At 51.4% G+C, this 17143-nt stretch carries 17 protein-coding genes; 3 read left to right on the forward strand and 14 right to left on the reverse strand.

From position 1 onward, the window contains the following. Positions 1 to 315 precede the first annotated feature (315 nt). On the reverse strand, positions 316 to 495 hold the full coding sequence (locus tag AUP42_RS21405; RefSeq protein WP_114120819.1) for a hypothetical protein: 180 nt from the start codon (positions 493 to 495) through the stop codon (positions 316 to 318). A 346-nt stretch (positions 496 to 841) separates the two neighbouring features. Here AUP42_RS21405 and AUP42_RS14350 point away from each other — a divergent pair, with 346 nt between their 5' ends. Then, entirely contained in the window at positions 842 to 1240 is a 399-nt protein-coding gene (locus AUP42_RS14350) for a helix-turn-helix domain-containing protein (protein WP_231858300.1), read from the forward strand. A 116-nt stretch (positions 1241 to 1356) separates the two neighbouring features. Further along, positions 1357 to 2313 (forward strand): hypothetical protein, encoded by a 957-nt coding sequence (locus AUP42_RS14355; protein WP_062952297.1) that lies wholly within the window; start codon positions 1357 to 1359, stop codon positions 2311 to 2313. 290 nt (positions 2314 to 2603) lie between these two features. On the opposite strand, the gene AUP42_RS14360 is transcribed toward AUP42_RS14355, so the two are convergent. The 3 genes from AUP42_RS14360 to AUP42_RS14370 form a co-directional block, all read right to left on the reverse strand. Further along, entirely contained in the window at positions 2604 to 3200 is a 597-nt protein-coding gene (locus AUP42_RS14360) for a hypothetical protein (RefSeq protein WP_062952298.1), read from the reverse strand. A gap of 305 nt (positions 3201 to 3505) precedes the next feature. Beyond that, positions 3506 to 3829 (reverse strand): hypothetical protein, encoded by a 324-nt coding sequence (locus tag AUP42_RS14365; protein ID WP_062952299.1) that lies wholly within the window; start codon positions 3827 to 3829, stop codon positions 3506 to 3508. A gap of 17 nt (positions 3830 to 3846) precedes the next feature. Next, complete coding sequence (locus AUP42_RS14370; RefSeq protein ID WP_062952300.1) at positions 3847 to 4506, reverse strand: hypothetical protein; 660 nt, start codon at positions 4504 to 4506, stop codon at positions 3847 to 3849. A 141-nt stretch (positions 4507 to 4647) separates the two neighbouring features. Here AUP42_RS14370 and AUP42_RS14375 point away from each other — a divergent pair, with 141 nt between their 5' ends. Continuing rightward, the gene (locus AUP42_RS14375; protein ID WP_062952301.1) at positions 4648 to 6015 is read left to right on the forward strand and encodes a lipase family protein; all 1368 of its coding nucleotides are present in this window, start codon (positions 4648 to 4650) and stop codon (positions 6013 to 6015) included. A 341-nt stretch (positions 6016 to 6356) separates the two neighbouring features. Here AUP42_RS14375 and traI read toward each other — a convergent pair whose 3' ends face one another. The 10 genes from traI to AUP42_RS14425 all read right to left on the reverse strand — a co-directional run bounded on the left by traI (position 6357) and on the right by AUP42_RS14425 (position 17143). Next, on the reverse strand, positions 6357 to 7472 hold the full coding sequence (traI, locus tag AUP42_RS14380) for a TraI/MobA(P) family conjugative relaxase (RefSeq protein ID WP_062952302.1): 1116 nt from the start codon (positions 7470 to 7472) through the stop codon (positions 6357 to 6359). After that, complete coding sequence (locus tag AUP42_RS14385; protein WP_062952303.1) at positions 7469 to 7843, reverse strand: plasmid mobilization protein; 375 nt, start codon at positions 7841 to 7843, stop codon at positions 7469 to 7471. The genes traI and AUP42_RS14385 overlap by 4 nt, the downstream gene beginning before the upstream one ends. A gap of 11 nt (positions 7844 to 7854) precedes the next feature. After that, entirely contained in the window at positions 7855 to 8844 is a 990-nt protein-coding gene (locus AUP42_RS14390) for a hypothetical protein (protein ID WP_062952304.1), read from the reverse strand. After that, a complete protein-coding gene (locus AUP42_RS14395) occupies positions 8831 to 9121 on the reverse strand; it encodes a hypothetical protein (protein ID WP_062952305.1) in 291 nt (96 codons plus the stop codon). The genes AUP42_RS14390 and AUP42_RS14395 overlap by 14 nt, the downstream gene beginning before the upstream one ends. 72 nt (positions 9122 to 9193) lie before the next feature. Beyond that, positions 9194 to 11353, reverse strand: coding sequence for a zincin-like metallopeptidase domain-containing protein (locus AUP42_RS14400; RefSeq protein WP_062952306.1), 2160 nt, complete (start codon positions 11351 to 11353; stop codon positions 9194 to 9196). Then, positions 11346 to 11594 (reverse strand): hypothetical protein, encoded by a 249-nt coding sequence (locus tag AUP42_RS14405; protein ID WP_062952307.1) that lies wholly within the window; start codon positions 11592 to 11594, stop codon positions 11346 to 11348. Before AUP42_RS14405 ends, AUP42_RS14400 begins: the two co-directional genes overlap by 8 nt. After that, positions 11591 to 13339: a type IV secretory system conjugative DNA transfer family protein gene (locus tag AUP42_RS14410; protein ID WP_231858301.1), complete on the reverse strand. Its 1749-nt coding sequence runs from the start codon at positions 13337 to 13339 to the stop codon at positions 11591 to 11593. The genes AUP42_RS14405 and AUP42_RS14410 overlap by 4 nt, the downstream gene beginning before the upstream one ends. A gap of 41 nt (positions 13340 to 13380) precedes the next feature. Further along, positions 13381 to 13986, reverse strand: coding sequence for a hypothetical protein (locus AUP42_RS14415; protein ID WP_062952309.1), 606 nt, complete (start codon positions 13984 to 13986; stop codon positions 13381 to 13383). Then, positions 13986 to 14939 (reverse strand): ATPase, T2SS/T4P/T4SS family, encoded by a 954-nt coding sequence (locus tag AUP42_RS14420; protein ID WP_062952310.1) that lies wholly within the window; start codon positions 14937 to 14939, stop codon positions 13986 to 13988. The genes AUP42_RS14415 and AUP42_RS14420 overlap by 1 nt, the downstream gene beginning before the upstream one ends. Continuing rightward, complete coding sequence (locus AUP42_RS14425) at positions 14936 to 17143, reverse strand: hypothetical protein (protein WP_062952311.1); 2208 nt, start codon at positions 17141 to 17143, stop codon at positions 14936 to 14938. The genes AUP42_RS14420 and AUP42_RS14425 overlap by 4 nt, the downstream gene beginning before the upstream one ends.

The raw sequence follows: 17143 nt of genomic DNA on the forward strand, positions 1-17143 counted from the left end.
TGGTTAACAAGAAGTAATCATAAAATACATAAATCAGATTGTATGATCTCATGGGTCGATTTGAGTATAATTTGGTCTCGTAAAAAATATGGTGAGGTGAGCTGTATGAAGCGGCCGTCAATAGCTAAGAAAGAATGAGCCATTCGTGTGTGTCTGAAACACAGTAGATTCGCCAGTTGCGCAAATCGAAGGTGAAAGCGGTTCCCAATTTTTCTCTTAATACTGGAGCGTTTTGACTTGCTCTGCAGAATCAGAAATGGGAATGGAGCAATGCCCCATTCCCCGAAGATGCCCGTGCCCTAACCTAATAAATTGTTATAAACGCTTGTCTGGTCTGACCGCGCCCACGTCATCCAAAGATCTGAATGCCTTGCTGGCCGTACTCAGATAGAGATAGGTTTCGCGATATTCTTCGTTGCCTGTTTTGACCATCTCAAAATCTTCGACGAGCTTGATCAAGCGCGTCCGCAACTCCTGATGCTTGTTCATCATCATATTCTCCCTGGATTGGAACAAACCACTCCCCAAGAAATATGGCCTTGCACCTGGCCAATTGAGGCCACTTTATTTCGAGATATCTCAACAGATTGGTAATTGAACCCGGCCGGTGAAGACACCGACGCCGATACATGAGAGAAAACCGATGATCGACCCGGTTTCCTTTTTGTTTCATAATGACAATTGATGCATATTTTGCTCTCACAGCACCTGCGGAACCAACCGAATAATGTCTTCCGTTACAAAGCCAGATGTTCGCACCGCACGCAAAACGATGCGTGACGGAAGGCGTAAAACCAAGATCGCAGGACCACATCCGATTGATCTTCATGTCGGTAAAAGATTGCGTGAACTGCGCATGCTTAAGGGATTAGGGCAGTCACAAATTGCCAAACTGCTCGGTATCACTTTTCAGCAGGTTCAGAAGTATGAGCGAGGCGCCAATCGGGTCAGCGCCTCCCGGTTATACGATATCGCCGAAGCACTCGAAGTTCCGATCAGCTATTTCTATGATGACCTTCCGCCTGATCTCGTCGGAAAGTCTATCGCCCAGCGCAGCAAAACAATTACTCAATCAATCATATCGCGCGAAGATCCTATGCAGCGGCGTGAGACGCTTGAGCTTGTGCGATATTATTACGGCATCGAGGATGAAGCGTTGCGTGATCGGTTTTTCGAATTGTTAAAATCAATGTCAAACTACGCAGATCGCAAGGCCGACAAAACAACCGCAACATCTTAACGCGTTAATTTGACGGTTTGGGCTTTAGGCACGGCTTCAATCCTTATCCAATAACGCATGCCGAGATAGTGTGATATTCTACATCTCTTGGTTGCGTTTCATTGGGGGATATGAAGATGAAATGCTTAGTTGGAGCGTGCCTTCTCTCTTTATCTCTACTGCTCAATATCTCGATCAGTCACGCTGAAACATTGAGCGTTGCGTCATTCAATATTCAGTTTCTCGGTTCATTCAAGAAGCGGGACGACGTGGCATTGGCCAAAATCGTCGCCCCCTTTGACATGGTGGTGGTTCAGGAACTTGTCGCGCCCCCAGTCGCTGGCACATATCCGGATGGCTCCTCTTATAAGGCAGATATCGAAGCCAAAGAGTTCGCTGATGCTATGGCTGCAGAGGGGTTTTCGTTTGTGTTATCTCCAGAGGACACAGGAACAGGCGATCGGATTCACACAGGCGGAACAGGAACAGAGTGGTTCATCACTTTCTACAAACCTGAGCGGGTGGCTCCTGATCCAGAACTGCCGAGTGGTTTTCTGGCGGAAGATCGGAGCAATCACCCTGATTATGAGCGCGTCCCTTATGCAACCGGCTTTAAAACACCGAATGGCCCTGATTTTGTATTGATTTCGGTGCATTTGATGCCTGGTGCTCGCGACAGCGGTCGTCGCAAGCATGAGCTCGACAGCATTGCCAGCTGGATCAACGCACAAAACAGCTCTGAACAGGACTTCATTATTCTCGGGGACATGAATATCGAGGACTGCGAAGAACTTGCGTCAGCGGTTCCTGAGGGGTTTATTTCGCTGAATGATAGCTGTTTGTCGACAAACACAAATATCAACGGCCCAAAGCCCTACGATCATGTTCTATACCGCCCAGCACACTCTCCAGAGCTTCTTCCAAATTTTGCCGTCCTCAATCTAATTAATGCTACCCGGCCATACTGGGATGCTACGCTGGGGGCTTTTCCGGGAGACCCCTACGATCACAATACCTTTCGGCAATATTATTCGGATCATCACCCTGTGCTGTTCGAAATCTCTCTCGATCTAGGTGATGATGATGGCCAATAATACGCCCCTCAAGGGTAATTCTCAGTTAATCCTGACCAGAGTGGGATTATAGAGTGCACCTTCCCTCTAGAAAGATGTCGTGACTCAAATTTCAGAAATAAAAATTTAGCATTGTAGAAATATATTCTCTGTTTTCTTTGTGTGAGAGGTTGGTGTTGATTTTATCATTATTATACTTTTTTATGTATGGATAATGATTAAAAATTATTCTTTTTTGCTATAATCCAATGATGGTCGCTCTGATAAATGAGAGAATCATCTTCTGAATGGAGTGGGGCGACGTGCAATATTTATTTATGAGTTTCATTAAATAAGAATGTGAATGCCAAGTGATCGCTTTCAAATTCCTGCAATACCGCCTTGGGAACTATTAGAATCCCATCGTTATTCGACTCCAAAGGACCTCCTGTACTTTCCGTAATTAATTTCTCATCGCGAACTCGGAATACTTTAGAGTTCTCGAGATCGATTGATGGTGCAGGAAGTTGAGAGAGGATCGCAAAAAATTCCTTTGGTGTACTCCGCTTTTCAATATCTGAAATAGGAAACGTGAATGTGTCGATCTGAAGTTGAGGTGAATTTCTTACAACTAAAATTTTGAAAGGATCTGTCGGTGAAAGTTGTACATTTGTAACAATAGATGCAGGAGATTTAAAATATACGATGAGGAAAACTGCCATAGCTCCTCCAGCTCTGCATATGTTTTTGTATTTAATCTCTATAAACCCTGGGATTAATGCAGCAATTCCTGCAGCAGATAATGCCAATATAATGCGAATAATTGTATATTGAAAATCAGTTGGCTCTGGAAGAAACAATGCAACAGCCAATAAAACAGAAATAAATACAACCCCGAAGGCGAATATCGATATTTTTTCCCACAGCATTGCATTTTCTCCTAACAAGATGTTCGTGGGTAGCATATATGGCTGATTTTGAATTTTTAACACACGCAAAATCGTGCAATTTCTCTAAAGAATATGGATTCCAAACTATTTTAGAATCATGAAATCAGGCAAGTCCGCTTATATGCTTGAAGAGTTTCTTACTCGGATTTGTGGTTTCTTCCCTGATTTTTACAAAGCAAAGCGTGATCACGAATGGATCAATTTAAATCGGTTGGCAGAAGAAAGAACTTAATAGTTACGCTTGGGGAACAAACCTGAAGATTACTAAGGCTTTAAAACCTGATTTATCGGATCAACCGCGAGAAATCAGGCAGCCCTGAAAGTGAGGTAACTTTGCCTGCAATCGCAATCGCGACAGTCCCCATATCCTTGATCCGATCAACAAGCTCTGCATTGTCGAGATTCTGTTGTGTGGCTTCCTGAATGAGCTCAATGAGTTCTTCGTAGGTCTCTTCATCTGTCACATCGGGAGTAATGTTCTTGATCTCCTCCGGGTCTAGAGAGCGCAGTTCCGAGTAAATTGCTGAAAATTGACCATCAAGAGCATCACGTGCACGTTTACGCGCAGCCTTTAGACGAGCGCGCATAGCTTCAACATCATATGGCATTTGTCTTTTCCTTCAGGTTATTTCAACTCTTCTTCAATACGCGCGATTAACTTATCCATCTCGGCGACTTTTTCGTCCCAGGTCCCTTCAAAATCGCTACCTTTGTCAGTTAATTGGCTGATCTTGCGAGAAACCTCGGCAGTTTCACTCGCAATCTTGTGACGCGCATCCTCTAAACCGGCTTTTTCAAGCAGATCATCCTGCATGTCATGGACCTTCATGACAGACGCAAGATGCGCACCTATCACGGATTGTGCCGTTCGGACCTGATTGAAACTCCTCTCAACCTCTGTGCGCACTCCATTATGTTGCTGGCGAATTTTCTCGAGCAACTCGCTGCGTTTATTGTCAACATCTTCCACTGCAGCACTGACGAATTCTTCAAGAACAATAAGAACCGCGTCTGGTTGCTCCGATAAAGCGAGATTGATTTCATCGACCAACCCGAACTCTTCTACCAGTTTCCTGACATAGGCAGGCCGGTATTGAGTGTCGATAAACTGATCGACGTCCCGTTCCATGCGTTCAAACAGAGTGTCGACCAGTGCAAGATTGGCTTCCTCCAAAGTACCGAGATCACGTCCAACGGTATCGCTGAGCTCCATAGTTTCCGGTGGAATTTCGGCACAACCATTAAGAAAAACCACAATCACTAAAAATTTAAGGTGCTTCTTCATTCGTCGGTTTTCCCCAGATTTCGCCGTTCTACAGCTGGTTTTGAGCCATTGAAAACTGCGGTATCAAATTGTGCGCGAGTATCAGCGCAGGACTTCTCGCCTAAAGCTGGAACCTATTACGAAATTTATTCTAAAAATTGAATGACTTTCGATGCAATATACATCATTAAGGATATGAGCGATAGCTCATATGTCGGTCGGTCATACTTTTTTGACTCTTTTTATCCGGTCGGAACTAGAAGGTATGCAAAGATGAAGCAGAATGGGATTGTGCCTTACCCAAACTTGCTCGAGCCACCTGTCTACCGAGCAGCCTATTCAGACAGAACCGCCTGGTTAATGGCGATATTGTCGAAACTAGCCTATGTACGGTTCGAAGACGCTGCACCAGTTGATGTTGCTTTGAATGCGGCTCTATCTCTTATTACTGGTGAAAACGACGGCAAGAAACAGGACAAGGCCAAGAAGCTTTCAGTAACGTTCCGAGCTGACTTGCTTAAGGAGATACTGGCCTCGGTTGCTAACTCAGACCAACGAGCCTCCGAGCTAGAGGCTCTCAAGAAACAAATCACTGAACTTCAATTCGAACTCATCAAAACTTTCTCAGTGAGAATCCCATTTGTGGCGGACACTCAGGCTTTCGTTGTAAAATTGAAAGCAGAAGGGCGAGCACCATTTCTGGCACTTGTTTTTCGAGGCACAGAACCCAGAAAACCGGAAGACCTCAAATCTGATTTGCACGCAACTCCACTGATTTTGGGGCGCTTGGGTGGTCCGGGTGGAAGTATCTTCATTGAAGAAAGTTCAGAGAAGACAGCAGCCCAAAAGTTATGGCCTGCCGTGAAAGTTCACAACGGTTTTTGGGAAGCTTTTCGCCACATAAAAGAGGACATTGTTTCCTGTCTGGATGCTGAAGAAAACAAATCACTGCCTGTCTACATTACTGGCCATAGCTTGGGTGGTGCCCTTGCAATCGTTGCAACCTACTGCTTAACAAGCGACAAAATTGCAGCGTGCTATACTTTTGGTAGTCCCCGCGTCGGTAATCTTCAATTTGGTCAAAGCATACGCCCTCCGGTTTACAGGGTGGTCAACGCATCCGACATTGTTCCCCGTGTTCCTCCTGCTGTTCTCGTAGATTTCACGACTGTTGTGCTTCGCGCTTTACCAATAATCCCTTACACAGCAAAATTTGCAGACTTTTTGGAACGCTTCAGGGGCTACCGCCACTACGGAGACATGCGCTATATGGATAGTGCTCCTCAAAGTATAGAGTCAAATACAGGTAATGTTGTCTATCCTGCTCTAATTGTTAGCTCCAATCCGCCGCAGCTCCTGCGTTGGTTTTGGTGGGGAAAGCGCGCAATCGCTACGATGGGCCGAGCTGCTGTCGAAGATCATTCAATTGATCATTATGTGAACAAGCTCGCCTATTGGGCATATGTTCGCTCTCTCCCAAGGACAGCTAGTTCGGATTTGGCCCGTAACCACCCTGATAAATCTCTCTGATTATTGAGCAATGGACTAGAGATTGATGCATTTAGCATGTAAGGGGAAAATTCATGAAAAAGCCAAGGATTAGGCGCCCGCGACCACCAAAGCCGGTGGATCGTGTCCAGAATATAAAACCCGTCAGGCCGTTGGGAAAAAGTCGTTGGGTCAAAGCGCATTGGCGCTACGACTATAACCGTCGACAATGGGTATGGGTGTCTGGGCATTGGGCAAAATAAAGTAATAATACCGCTACTATAAAATCTTCACAGGACTTCGCCGTTTGGGTGGCTAAGTCGACAGGCGGGAGATGACTAACCGTGCTTGTTCTTCTTAAGAGTGTGAAGTGGCGCTTAATGTTAGGAGAGCTCTCGGGATACGCGAGAACGAGGTCGGTTTTTGGTTGGTTCAGATATTAAGATGTTCATCATTTCTCGATGGGCCATGACGAGAACCATAGCTAGAGGGTCTTGATAGGCCTCCATCAGCAGAAACATCTTCCAGTTTCGCAGGGCCCGAGCCGTCGGGCTGGGCTGTAAGGAGAAGACTCTCCGCGTACTGAGATAACGACGCCATAGGGCAGGTGTATTGCTATGCCGAACAAGAGGGCGAGGCTTGTAACGGCGTTTTTCTGTAACGGGATGTTTGCTTTTTGTGCGTGGTTTGGCTTGCTGAGCCTCAAACACCCCAAACCGCTCTTCAAGCTTCTTCTTGCTGCACGACCGATCCAACTGGCTGGCCTTCATCGCCTGCCCATCCGGGCTCATCAAAACCATACCATTGCCACGCAGCTTGAGACTGATGTCATATCCCGCCAGAACCTGGTGCGCTTCCTGCCAATTCTTGGCCTTCCCTAAACCTTCCAGTATTTCCTCACGATGCTTCAATACATGGCTCTGAAACGATTCCTGCCAGGTATGGGCTTCATAGTCCCTCGCTGCTGGTGAGAGTTTGTTAGGATTGCGTGCCTTTCCATCAGTCATGCCGGGATCAATGGCGAGACCGTATTCCTTCTCCATCTCGCGCGAGACCTTGGCGAGAATCTTAAAATCGCGATGCGGTGTGACGACCTTGAGGGTTTCCGGATGCACCTTGTTAAAGGCAATATGCATGTGGAAATTATCGGTGTTGATATGCGTTCCCGCCACACGCTGATGATCTTCGTATCCAAGTGCCTTGGCATATTCCGCCTCGATGGACATAAGGTCATCTTTGCTCAGTTTGTCCTGCTCGCCAGATCGAAAAGAAACGACAAGGTGATAGGTCTTGTCGGCAATATCGGGCTTTTGCCGCCGAACTGCTTCGATCTCCAGAAGGGCCAGATCAAGATCCTCGATCTTTGTGCCGGCATCGCAATTGCGGATCCAGAACTGATGCAGCTTTTCGCCTTTTTCCTCGGCAGCGGCGATATATTGGCCAAGACGGGTATAGTTATCCGGCACACCAGATTTCTTGCCGATCCGGGTGGCAATCATGATTTTCCCTGCAGGTTCTTGCCAGGCTGAAGCTGCATCCGGATATCGCCAATGGCGGCTTTGAGCTCGGTCTGGCTCGCCTCGATATCGCGGTTCAGGCTGTCGAACTTCTTAAGTAGATCTGCCGAAAGCGGCTCATCAAGCGCGAGCTTGAACAGATTGCCCAAGCGGGCCTGATCGGCATTGACCTTGAGCAGATCCCGAATGCCCTGCCATGCGGCAAAGTCGCTGGCACTGGGCAGTTTGGTATTCATCAACAACCGTTTGAGCAGTTCCGAGCGTGACAGCCGCAGCTGGTGGGCAAGCTGATCGATGCGGGCTTTCTCTTCGTCGTTGAGATAGGTTTTGATGACGTGACGTTCGGTGGCCATTTCTTTTTCCGCTATTGCCCGGAAGATACTGTGGGAGAACCATCTGGCATCATTTCGGCTCGGATACTCTTGGGAAGGGAGGCATCAAACCCACCAACCAGATTGACGATCCTGCGCGTAAAATCCGGATCGAACTTGCGATCATAGACCTCTTTAGCCTTTGCAATGAGCTCCGGCTCCCGTTTGTCGGGATTACTGTAATTGATCAGGTTCGCAAAATACCGTGGATCAAAAGTGATGGTTTTGGCGAAGACCACATTGCGATCCCCATCGCAGACTTCAAACTCGACCATCTCAATCAGGCTGCCATCTTCAGTCTTGCGGCGGTAATCAACAAAGCACCAGGTCACTTGATAAAACTGATCGCCCTTTGTGATCCGGCCTTTCTCATCAAAACGGGCATGGGGAATGCACTTGGTGATCGCCTGACGCAGTTCGTCTTGTCCTTTGATGATCTGTTGTCCAAAGATCGAGAGCCCTTTGGAACGATAGGCAAACATCCAGGGGATGTTGCGTAAGGTTGCATCATGGAAGCGGTAGCCTTCCGCCTCGATCCAGTTTTCCAGCATGGCGAGTGCAATTTTGGGCGAGATCCAGATGCCGGTCTCTTTGCGGATGATATAAATCACCCGGTCAAACTGGGTCAGGACGATACCAAGTATCTGAAGGCTAATTCCGTCTTTTCCACGTTTTTCGCTACTGCCTTTACTCTTGTTTCCCCGCACATAGGGACACCAAGTAAAATTCGCCTCTTCAAAGTAACTGAAACCTGAGATTTCCTTCTCTGAGTGGCGTCCATATGGGCGATCAGTATGAGGAAGCTCTTCATAAAGACCTATGATTTGGATCGGATTGTCGCAGGCCGGGCATACGGCATATTCATGTTGCTTGTCGCCGGTAACCTGATACCAAGGGTCAAGTTTTCTTGTATCGCGTTCAAAGGCTGTCCGCTCAATGTCTTTCTCCTCAATCGCACCAGCTTGCAATTTATAGACGTGCATTATCTGATCTCCCGGCAACTGTCTTACGGATGGAAGAGCCAATGTTATAATGGTTTATGACACTGTTCCACCATTCGGCACTCAGCTTGGGGACAGATGCCTTCTGCTCGGCAAGGTAGAGGCATTGCAGAAGGGTCGGCAGATCAAGCGAGACGGTATTCTCGCCTGCCTGCAGGGCGAAGACCAATGCCGGGCCGCATGCGCTGCAATCAAGGTCGCGAGCCTCTTCAAGCTGGCCGCGCTTTTCAAAAATGTCCTTCACATGCTGTTCGGTCATGAGGCGTTCTCCTGATAAAAGGCAAAAGAAAAGGGGGCCAGTGGCGTGCATTGCGCCACTGGCATTCGGGGATTAGACCGCCAAACTGGCAGTCTGCTGCTCGCGTCCCCGTGTTCTGGTTTTGGCTTTCGGTTTACTGAGGCCGAGCTGTTCGGTGACAAGGCGTTTCAAAGCCTCAAGACCACGTTCCCGGTGGATGTCGTTAAAGTCGGTCAGACCTTTGGCTTTTTCGTCATCACTGAGATCCGGACGCAGGATCTTCGCTCCGGTCAATTCCGAGGCCCGTTCAGCACCCTTGATCCCGGCATTGACCTGCTTGGCATGATCGTCATCGGCGGCAATCACGAGGGCGCGATCCGGATGTTTCTTGTGAAGGGCCTCAGCTACAGGTGCGAGATTGCCGGAATCAAGTGCAACGACGACCGTCAGGCCACTGGCCATATGCAGGCTTTGACCGGTGGAATAACCCTCCGAGATGATCATCGGGCCTTTGGGATCGCCCTCGATCACATGCATCAGGCCGCGCTTTTTGCCGTCCTTGAGGAACATCTTGGTGCCATCGGGATGGATGGTCTGGATGTTCTCGACAAAGCCCTTGTCATCGGCCATCGGCATGAGCAGGTTGCCGGATTGATCAATGCGCAGATCTCCTGCAGGTACCTGTTTGTTTTGCAAATAGGCGTGATTGCTCGGCGCTGGTTCAGCGTTCTGGAAAATCCCGTAAGCGCGTTTGGCCACGGCACGATATTGCGCACGCAGTTCCTGTTCCTGCGCTGCTTTGCGTGCGGCAGCTTCGGCTCTGGCCTGTTCCAGCTCCTTGGGATCGATCATCGTACCGGTCGCTACCCATTTGACTGGATCCTGCCCGGATTTGTAATTGGTAATGTTGCCTGCCGGGAGACCTTCGAGGAACCCACGATAGGAGCCGCTTTTCTGGCCCTTGCGATCTCCTTCAACCGCAACCCGGTGCCATTTGCCATCCATGGTCGGTGGCCCATCGAGAAGCAGGCCGTTTTCCTTCAGCGCCTGAGCAAATTCCTGTTCCGGGCTGATCCTGGGCTCAGGGGTTTTGGCTTTGGTTTCCTGCCAGCGTTTGAAGGGCGCAAGCTCCATATCATCGCGCGCATACCAGGCCTTGGCACGACGATCCCATTTTGCCCCGAGCGCCTTGGCCTCGTCCTTTTCACTGAACGGCACATTGAGATAGATGCGTTTGCGCTCGGTCTTGGCGTCCTGATTCGGAGCCTGTGACATCTCATCACTCATGGCATTTTCCTTCTGTCGTTCAACAGCCGGGTTTTGGGCGATGGTTTTGGTTTCTTCTTTGGTTTTCACCGGGATCAGGTTTTGACGCAGATCCGGCTCCATAATCCAGGTGCGGATGTTTTCTGCATCCCGCGCAGCCGCGAACAACGCATTGCGGTCTTCCTTGATGGCTTTCATCCATGAGCCGACATAGGCGGCGTGCCGTTCCGGATAATGGCCAAGGCCAAGCTCGGTGGTCAGCATGTAGCTGGCGATCTCGGCGCGCAGCTCTTCCTTGGCGTAAACTTCCGAGCCAAACGGCCCGAACTCTCGCGCCATGCGTGATCCATGACCGGTGGCATGGCCCAGCTCATGCAAGGCTGTGGCGTAATATTCATACTGACCTTTGAAAGCCGCCTGATGGGGCATATGGATCTCATCTGACGAAGACCGGTAAAAGGCCCGGTCATTCTGATCATGGAAGATCGGCACATTGCCCTGTTTGAGGATCTGTTCGGCCCGCTCAACCGGGCTAAAGGTCGGTTCTGGCGCGATATAGGGGGCCAGACCATCGATCTGTTCGGCATTGAATACGACCGCATGAAACACCCGGGGACGGTCAAGACGCACATCGCGGGTTTTGGCGACACCCTTGTCGTCGAGAACCGGCTTACCGTTGTCATCCAAGACCTTCTCGCGCTCGGACCATTTCCAGTATTCGATCATGGTGCCTTTTTCGCCCTTGCGGACTTGCGCGTCCTGAGCGCTCGCCTGACGGTAGGTCATCCAGCGCGGATCTGAGCGCCCGCGTATTTCAAGCCAGAGCGCATTGATGCCACGATAGTCCTTGCCGGAAACAGGATTGAACGGGGCCATGCGGACCTTTCCAGGTTCCCATGGTTTTTGCCATGGGGCGGTGCCTGCTTCGATATGGCCAAGCAGTTCCTCGACCACCTGATCGCGATAGCTTTTCTTCTTCTCAGCCATGGTTCGAATCCTCCGCGTCAGCGGTTGGATCGATGCCGTCAAAATGACTGTCGAGCGCATCATCAGCGGAAAGCGCGTCTTCGCTAAAAGCGCCCATAGCATCGGCAATGTCCGGATCGACCGGCACCGGGCCGGTGAGGCTTTCGGCATTGATCATGGAAGAAGCCAGCTCGAGATAGTTCTGGTCATTCAGCGCTGCAGAGGCCGGAATGGCCTTGGCAGGCGTGTTCGGTGTCTTCATGGTTTGGTTCCTTTGAGAGAGGCAGGTGTGTCGGAAGAGAGCGCCATCTTGGGTGGCGTCATTTGCGAACGGCGCGAAAGCTCGCGATCCAGGAAATAGAGCTTTTGATGGCCAAGGATGGGCGGCAGACCGGCGACAAAGATCAAGGCATCACCGGGGATTGGTTTTTTGCCCTCGGTATCAATGATCTGCAGGCGCATGCATTCATCAGGGGTCAGCAGCGGGCGGGAGGTTTCTGCGAGATTGTCCGAGACCGATCCGAGATCCCCCATGCGGCCAGAGTGTGATCGGCGCTTTTGCACGATGGTTGCCTTGCCGGTCATGTCCGAGAGCAGCTTGGCGGTTTCGAGCTTGTTGGGCGTGAAGGCGATGCGGATCTTGCAGTTGGCCATGATCGACTCATCTCGCCCGTAATGCTTGAAGAGCTGTTCAGTGTTCTGGACGATGATCATGGCCTTGAGGCCATAGCCCGCCATGAAGGCGAGAGACTCTTCAAATATCTCCAGCTTGCCGATGGAGGTGAACTCATCGAGCATCAGAAGCAGGCGGTGCTTGTACCCGGCGACCGTCTGGCCAGATCCAAACTCCATACGTTCGGTCATACGCCGCATGAACATATTGAGGATGATGCGCAGCAAAGGCCGCAGGCGGTCTTTGTCGGCAGGCGAAACGACAAGGAACAGCGCCATTGGCGCATCGCCACTCATCAGATCATGAAGGCGGAAGTCGCTGGTGGCGGTATTCCGCGCGATGATCGGATCGGCAAAGACGGTGAGCTGTGTCTTAGCGGTCGAATGAACCCCGGAGCGTTCCTGCGGGGCTTTGATCATCATGCTGTTGGCCCCGCGCCGAACTTCCTTGTTCACATGCGCCTTTCCATGATCAAAGGCGGCCATGTCGGCAAGAATATGCTCGAAATTATCGTCGCTTTCTTCCGCATCGCCGTCGCCGGTAATACCCGAGAGAAAGGTATTCACATCATCAAAACAGGCCGCGCGGTGCTCATCTCGCCGCACGCGATAGATGACATGGAGCAAGACGACCGAAAGCCAGCCATAGCCTTCCTGTCGCCAGTAATCCTTCATGCCCTGGCCATCGGGATCGATGATCATGGCTGCGATGTTCTGGCAGTCGGCGATGTCCTGTTCGGTATCAACACGGACTTCAGCCAGTGGGTTGAAGCGGGCCGAACCATTGGTCGCGGATGGTTCAAAACGCAAGACCCTGTGCCCAATGCTGGTAAGCCAGCCGCCGGTCTTGGCAAAGTTCTCGCCCTTGATATCAAGACAAAGAATGCTTTCGCGCCAGCTGAGCAAGGTGGGGAGAATGAGGCTCACTCCCTTACCTGTACGGGTTGGAGCCCAGACCAGGACATGCTCCGGCCCGTCATGGCGCAATTCGCGGATCCGGCCGAACCAGGATGGCCAGCCACCTACGACAACACCGTCTTTGCGAAACAGTTTTGCTTTCTTGAGATCCTTGAGCTTTGCCCAGCGGGCGGAACCGTGCAGTTCATCGCCCTTGCGGTTGCCCTTAAGGGTGCTGTTATTGGCCCGCGTTGCCAGGGCGAGCATGGCAAACATGGAGACCAGTCCGGCGATCCCGGTCCAGATGGCCGGACGGAGCATTTCATCGGGAAGGCCTGCCGGATGTTTGACGGCTTCGAAGGACCATTGCCACCAGCGCAGATCCAGCGCGTCAAACCCGACGGCGAGATGCCATTGCCAGAGAATGGCGGTGATCATGGCAATCAGGATGATCGTCAGAGACATTCGATATAGAGCTGTCATGACATATGACCTCCATATATGTCGGCGGGGTTTGGGGCGGTTCTGTAGGACAGAAAAATTGCCTGAATATCGCCTGTGGCACACATCAGGGCGCAGAACCCGGCACTTGCCTGCGCAGCGGTTTTGATCAGGGTTGAAAGGTCGGTCAGGTGGGGAAGTTCATGGGCTATGCCTGTAGAAAGTCCTCCCAGAAGCATTGCGACACATGCGATGGCCACCCGTGCACCAATGAACTCATTGAGAATGGCGGGATGCTCCTTGAGCAGGGTTTGCTGCGGTCTCGGAAGCCATGTTGCCGTCACGCGGATGACGGCATAGACTGAGATGAAAACAATGAGTGCCCATACCCCTGCAAAAAGACACATCAGGGCACAGTAGAGGGCATACAAACTGGAGATACGAAGGTGGATTTTCTTGTCGGTTTCTATTTGGTCGTGGGACTTGTTATGACTGTCGGGGTTGGCCTCATTTTTTATGGTGTGCGCAGCTACAGGATATTCGCGCACCCGGTCCGTTGGGGGATTGCACCGTGCGTAATGATCATTGGGGGTATCATCACCTTGCAAAATCTCGGTTGAGTGATTGTTCTTAGTCTGGTTCATCACACCAACTCCTTGCCATCCTTGAGTACATAGCGGTCATTACGCGGTTCCCAGATATCGGTGATCCGCCGCCAGCCATCGGCATTGCGTTTGATCTGCACGACAACATCGACCAGTTCGGCCAGAAACTCCGGCACGCGCGGCATGGTTTCGCCCGCCCAGGCGATGTTCTGATCGAACTTGCGGTGAATGGCTTGCCAGGGACTTTCGGCGTGGATGGTGCACATGAAGCCCGTGACACCGGAATTGAGTGCTGCCAGTGCGGCAAAAGCATTCTGGGTGCTGATCTCACCAAACAGGATATGATCCGGTGTGATCCGCATCAGATGATCATAGATCTCGCGCCAGCCGACCATGCCGCTGCCCGTTCCGGCTTCACGGGCTGCAATCAGGCCATTGCCATCCCAGAACTGTTCGATATGCAGCTCTGGCGTATCCTCGATGGCCAGCACACGCCGGGCCGGGTCGATGGTGGCCAGTAACATATTGAGCAGGGTGGTCTTGCCGGTGTTAGTGGCCCCGCTGATGATCATGTTGGCATCAGCGGCGACCTTCTCGATCAGATAATCACGGATCGCCGGTGTTACCCCGGCCTGTTGCCAGGACGGGGTGAAGGGATGCTTGCAGCGGATCGCGAGACTCAGATGTGATCGGACCGAGGCCCCGACGAGGATCTCGCAGCGATGATTGCCAGGCAGGATGCAGGAGAGTTTTGGGCTGTCATCGGGATTGAACTTCAGGCCGCGCTGGTTGGCGAGGCTGATGGCAATCCGTTCGATGGCAGCCAGTGTAAGAGCAGGATCCTCGATCTCGCGTTTGCCTTCCCCGCGTCGTTCGGTAACGACGCGGTGCGGGCGGTTCATGCGGATTTCGACGGTGGAGAGATCGCCATAATAGTTGGCGAGAGGCCCAAGGATCTTTTCAAACAGCGGATTGGGGGAAAGGGCGTTCATTGCAGCCACCCCCAATTCCCAAGGCAGGCGGATTTCACGCCATTTGTGTGAGAAGGGTAAGACCAGCCAGAAGAGGGAAATCCGACGCGGACATAGCCTTGGAAACTTCCGTCGGCATCTGATCCGCCAGTGTAATATTTGGCTTTGACCGGGGAATAGGCATTGTACGTCGTGCAGGTGTTAGAGGCCGTGCCGATAACCTCACCATCTTCACGAATGGTCTTGCGTGTTCCGACAGAGCTTGTACTGGTGCAGTGATAAGCGGCGTCATAAACGTGCGCATAGTTTTCAAACACACCACATGGACCACTGGATTTGTTCGAAGAAACCGGGTTTTCAAACCGTCCATGCGTTACAGCAGCCCACGTAAATTCATTGTAGCATTTGTTCCCAAGACTGAGTGGGTCAGCTTCACCAATGACGACTTTGTGCACCGAGCCGTCCGGGCGGTCATAGGATTGCACCAAGTCCCGAGCGTCAAAACGGGTGCAGCCTTCATAAAAATGCTCGCCGTTTGTTGCAGGCGCTTCGCCTGAATAGATATAGGCGGTCTGCGGTTCACCCGGCAGAACTTCACTGGTCTTGATGTTGTAGCGCCCCCTTGGGGTGCCTTCGATATAAACCGTAGTCAGGCGATAGGCGAATAGCTGGTCATCATGGTTTTGCCAGCCGGTGGTCTCGACCTGATGTGGATAGGCAATCTCGCTGTCCTGACATTCCGTGACATATTGCGGAACGCCATCCAGCAGATAATAAAACCGCTCACGACCATAACTGGTGCCAGCCGCCAGATCATGGTTCCAGAGTGAAGGATTGTCACAGCCATCAATCGTCGATTGGATGGCAATATTGGTGCTGTCGGGTTTGCATTCGGTGATGAATTGCTCAACCCCGTTGACCACGATCTGCTTGCGGCTTTGGCGGGTGACTGTGCCTGCTGCCTGATCAATGATCGGTGCGCAGACTTCCTGACCGGCAGCGTTCTTGTAAACCGTTTCGTGCGGGTACTCCGTGCCATTGTCCGAGCAGGCATTTGCCTGCCAGGTGGTGCCGTTCAGCTCATAGATATGGCGACCGGTCTGATAGGAGCGACCAGCGGCAAAATCATGCCGGATCGAACAGCCATCGATAACCGAGACGAGTGGAACAGCCGCCAGTTCCTCTGAAGGTTCGCAGCTTCTCACCTGAACTTCATTGTTGCTGGCATTGACATACACGAGGGACGCCTGCGGGACGGCCATCATTTCGTTGTAATCAAGATAGACCGAGCAGGCCGAGGTCTTCTCGGTGATGTCAAAGACCTTGTCTTCATCCTTCAGACAATCGGTGACTTCCTGACGGTTGCCGCCACCATCGGTGTAATAAAGCAGATATTGTGCGGTTGCCTGACGTGTTTCCATATCGACGGTATCGCCGCAAACTGAATAGCTGCGATCCAGCGGATAGCGATCTGCACCATCCTCACAGGCACCTGCTCTCACATTGCCGTCTTCGGTGGTTTCCACCCGGCTTTGCTGGACCGCAACAAGCTGGGCTAGGTCAACGCGAATGTTGCAGCCTTCTGTTGTGACACGCACGGTCGGTGCGCTTCTATCTTCCTCAACATCAAGGGCCGCCGGTGTGGAATAACCTGCCGCATCGGCATTCTTGGATGCGTTCGATCCGACAGTGTTGGAGGCACCGGTATCGGCTTCGGCGGTTTCGGTTTCCTTTTCTTCCTTGTCGTCCTCTTCTTCGACATCATTCAAGCGCTGCAGGGCTGCAATCAGGGCTTCCTGATTGCCTTCGATGGTGACAGGCGAGGCCGGATCAAGCTCGGGGCTGTCCATATCGAACTGCGCGACAAAATCGTTTGAATCGAGCGGTTCGGATCTGCCGTCTTTCTCAACACCGGTCAGAACCAGTTGCGCGATCAGGCTGTCTTCGTAATTGACATAGCGGGCATAGGCCTTGGCCGTTACGCCCTCGGTCAGTTTGGGCGGCGCACCGGGCACATCGACCAGACCGAGATCAATCGCCATCGGTTCGTTTTCCGAGACGGCGGTGCGGGTTTTGGCGCGGGTGACGATATTGACCTTGCGCACCATTTCCTCGATGCCGGGCTCGGCCTGAGAGGATGTTGTTTCTTGCTGTGCCAACTGAGCCAGTGCCGGGGACACCAGACAGGATGACAGGAGCAAACACCAAAGCGTTCGTTTGTTCAT

Origin of the sequence: Thalassospira lucentensis (genome assembly GCF_001613805.1) — a bacterium.
GTDB lineage: Bacteria > Pseudomonadota > Alphaproteobacteria > Rhodospirillales > Thalassospiraceae > Thalassospira > Thalassospira lucentensis_A.

Coding starts and splice junctions, on each gene's coding strand:
- AUP42_RS14360 (WP_062952298.1), bottom strand. CDS start 3,200: ATGCTGTGGGAAAAAATATCGATATTCGCCTTCGGGGTTGTATTTATT.
- AUP42_RS14405 (WP_062952307.1), bottom strand. CDS start 11,594: ATGAAGACACCGAACACGCCTGCCAAGGCCATTCCGGCCTCTGCAGCG.
- AUP42_RS14390 (WP_062952304.1), bottom strand. CDS start 8,844: ATGCACGTCTATAAATTGCAAGCTGGTGCGATTGAGGAGAAAGACATT.
- AUP42_RS14385 (WP_062952303.1), bottom strand. CDS start 7,843: ATGGCCACCGAACGTCACGTCATCAAAACCTATCTCAACGACGAAGAG.
- AUP42_RS14365 (WP_062952299.1), bottom strand. CDS start 3,829: ATGCCATATGATGTTGAAGCTATGCGCGCTCGTCTAAAGGCTGCGCGT.
- AUP42_RS14420 (WP_062952310.1), bottom strand. CDS start 14,939: ATGAACGCCCTTTCCCCCAATCCGCTGTTTGAAAAGATCCTTGGGCCT.
- AUP42_RS14415 (WP_062952309.1), bottom strand. CDS start 13,986: ATGAACCAGACTAAGAACAATCACTCAACCGAGATTTTGCAAGGTGAT.
- AUP42_RS14400 (WP_062952306.1), bottom strand. CDS start 11,353: ATGGCTGAGAAGAAGAAAAGCTATCGCGATCAGGTGGTCGAGGAACTG.
- AUP42_RS14375 (WP_062952301.1), top strand. CDS start 4,648: ATGACTTTCGATGCAATATACATCATTAAGGATATGAGCGATAGCTCA.
- AUP42_RS14370 (WP_062952300.1), bottom strand. CDS start 4,506: ATGAAGAAGCACCTTAAATTTTTAGTGATTGTGGTTTTTCTTAATGGT.
- AUP42_RS14395 (WP_062952305.1), bottom strand. CDS start 9,121: ATGACCGAACAGCATGTGAAGGACATTTTTGAAAAGCGCGGCCAGCTT.
- AUP42_RS14410 (WP_231858301.1), bottom strand. CDS start 13,339: ATGATCACCGCCATTCTCTGGCAATGGCATCTCGCCGTCGGGTTTGAC.
- AUP42_RS14425 (WP_062952311.1), bottom strand. CDS start 17,143: ATGAACAAACGAACGCTTTGGTGTTTGCTCCTGTCATCCTGTCTGGTG.
- AUP42_RS14355 (WP_062952297.1), top strand. CDS start 1,357: ATGAAATGCTTAGTTGGAGCGTGCCTTCTCTCTTTATCTCTACTGCTC.
- AUP42_RS21405 (WP_114120819.1), bottom strand. CDS start 495: ATGATGATGAACAAGCATCAGGAGTTGCGGACGCGCTTGATCAAGCTC.
- traI (WP_062952302.1), bottom strand. CDS start 7,472: ATGATTGCCACCCGGATCGGCAAGAAATCTGGTGTGCCGGATAACTAT.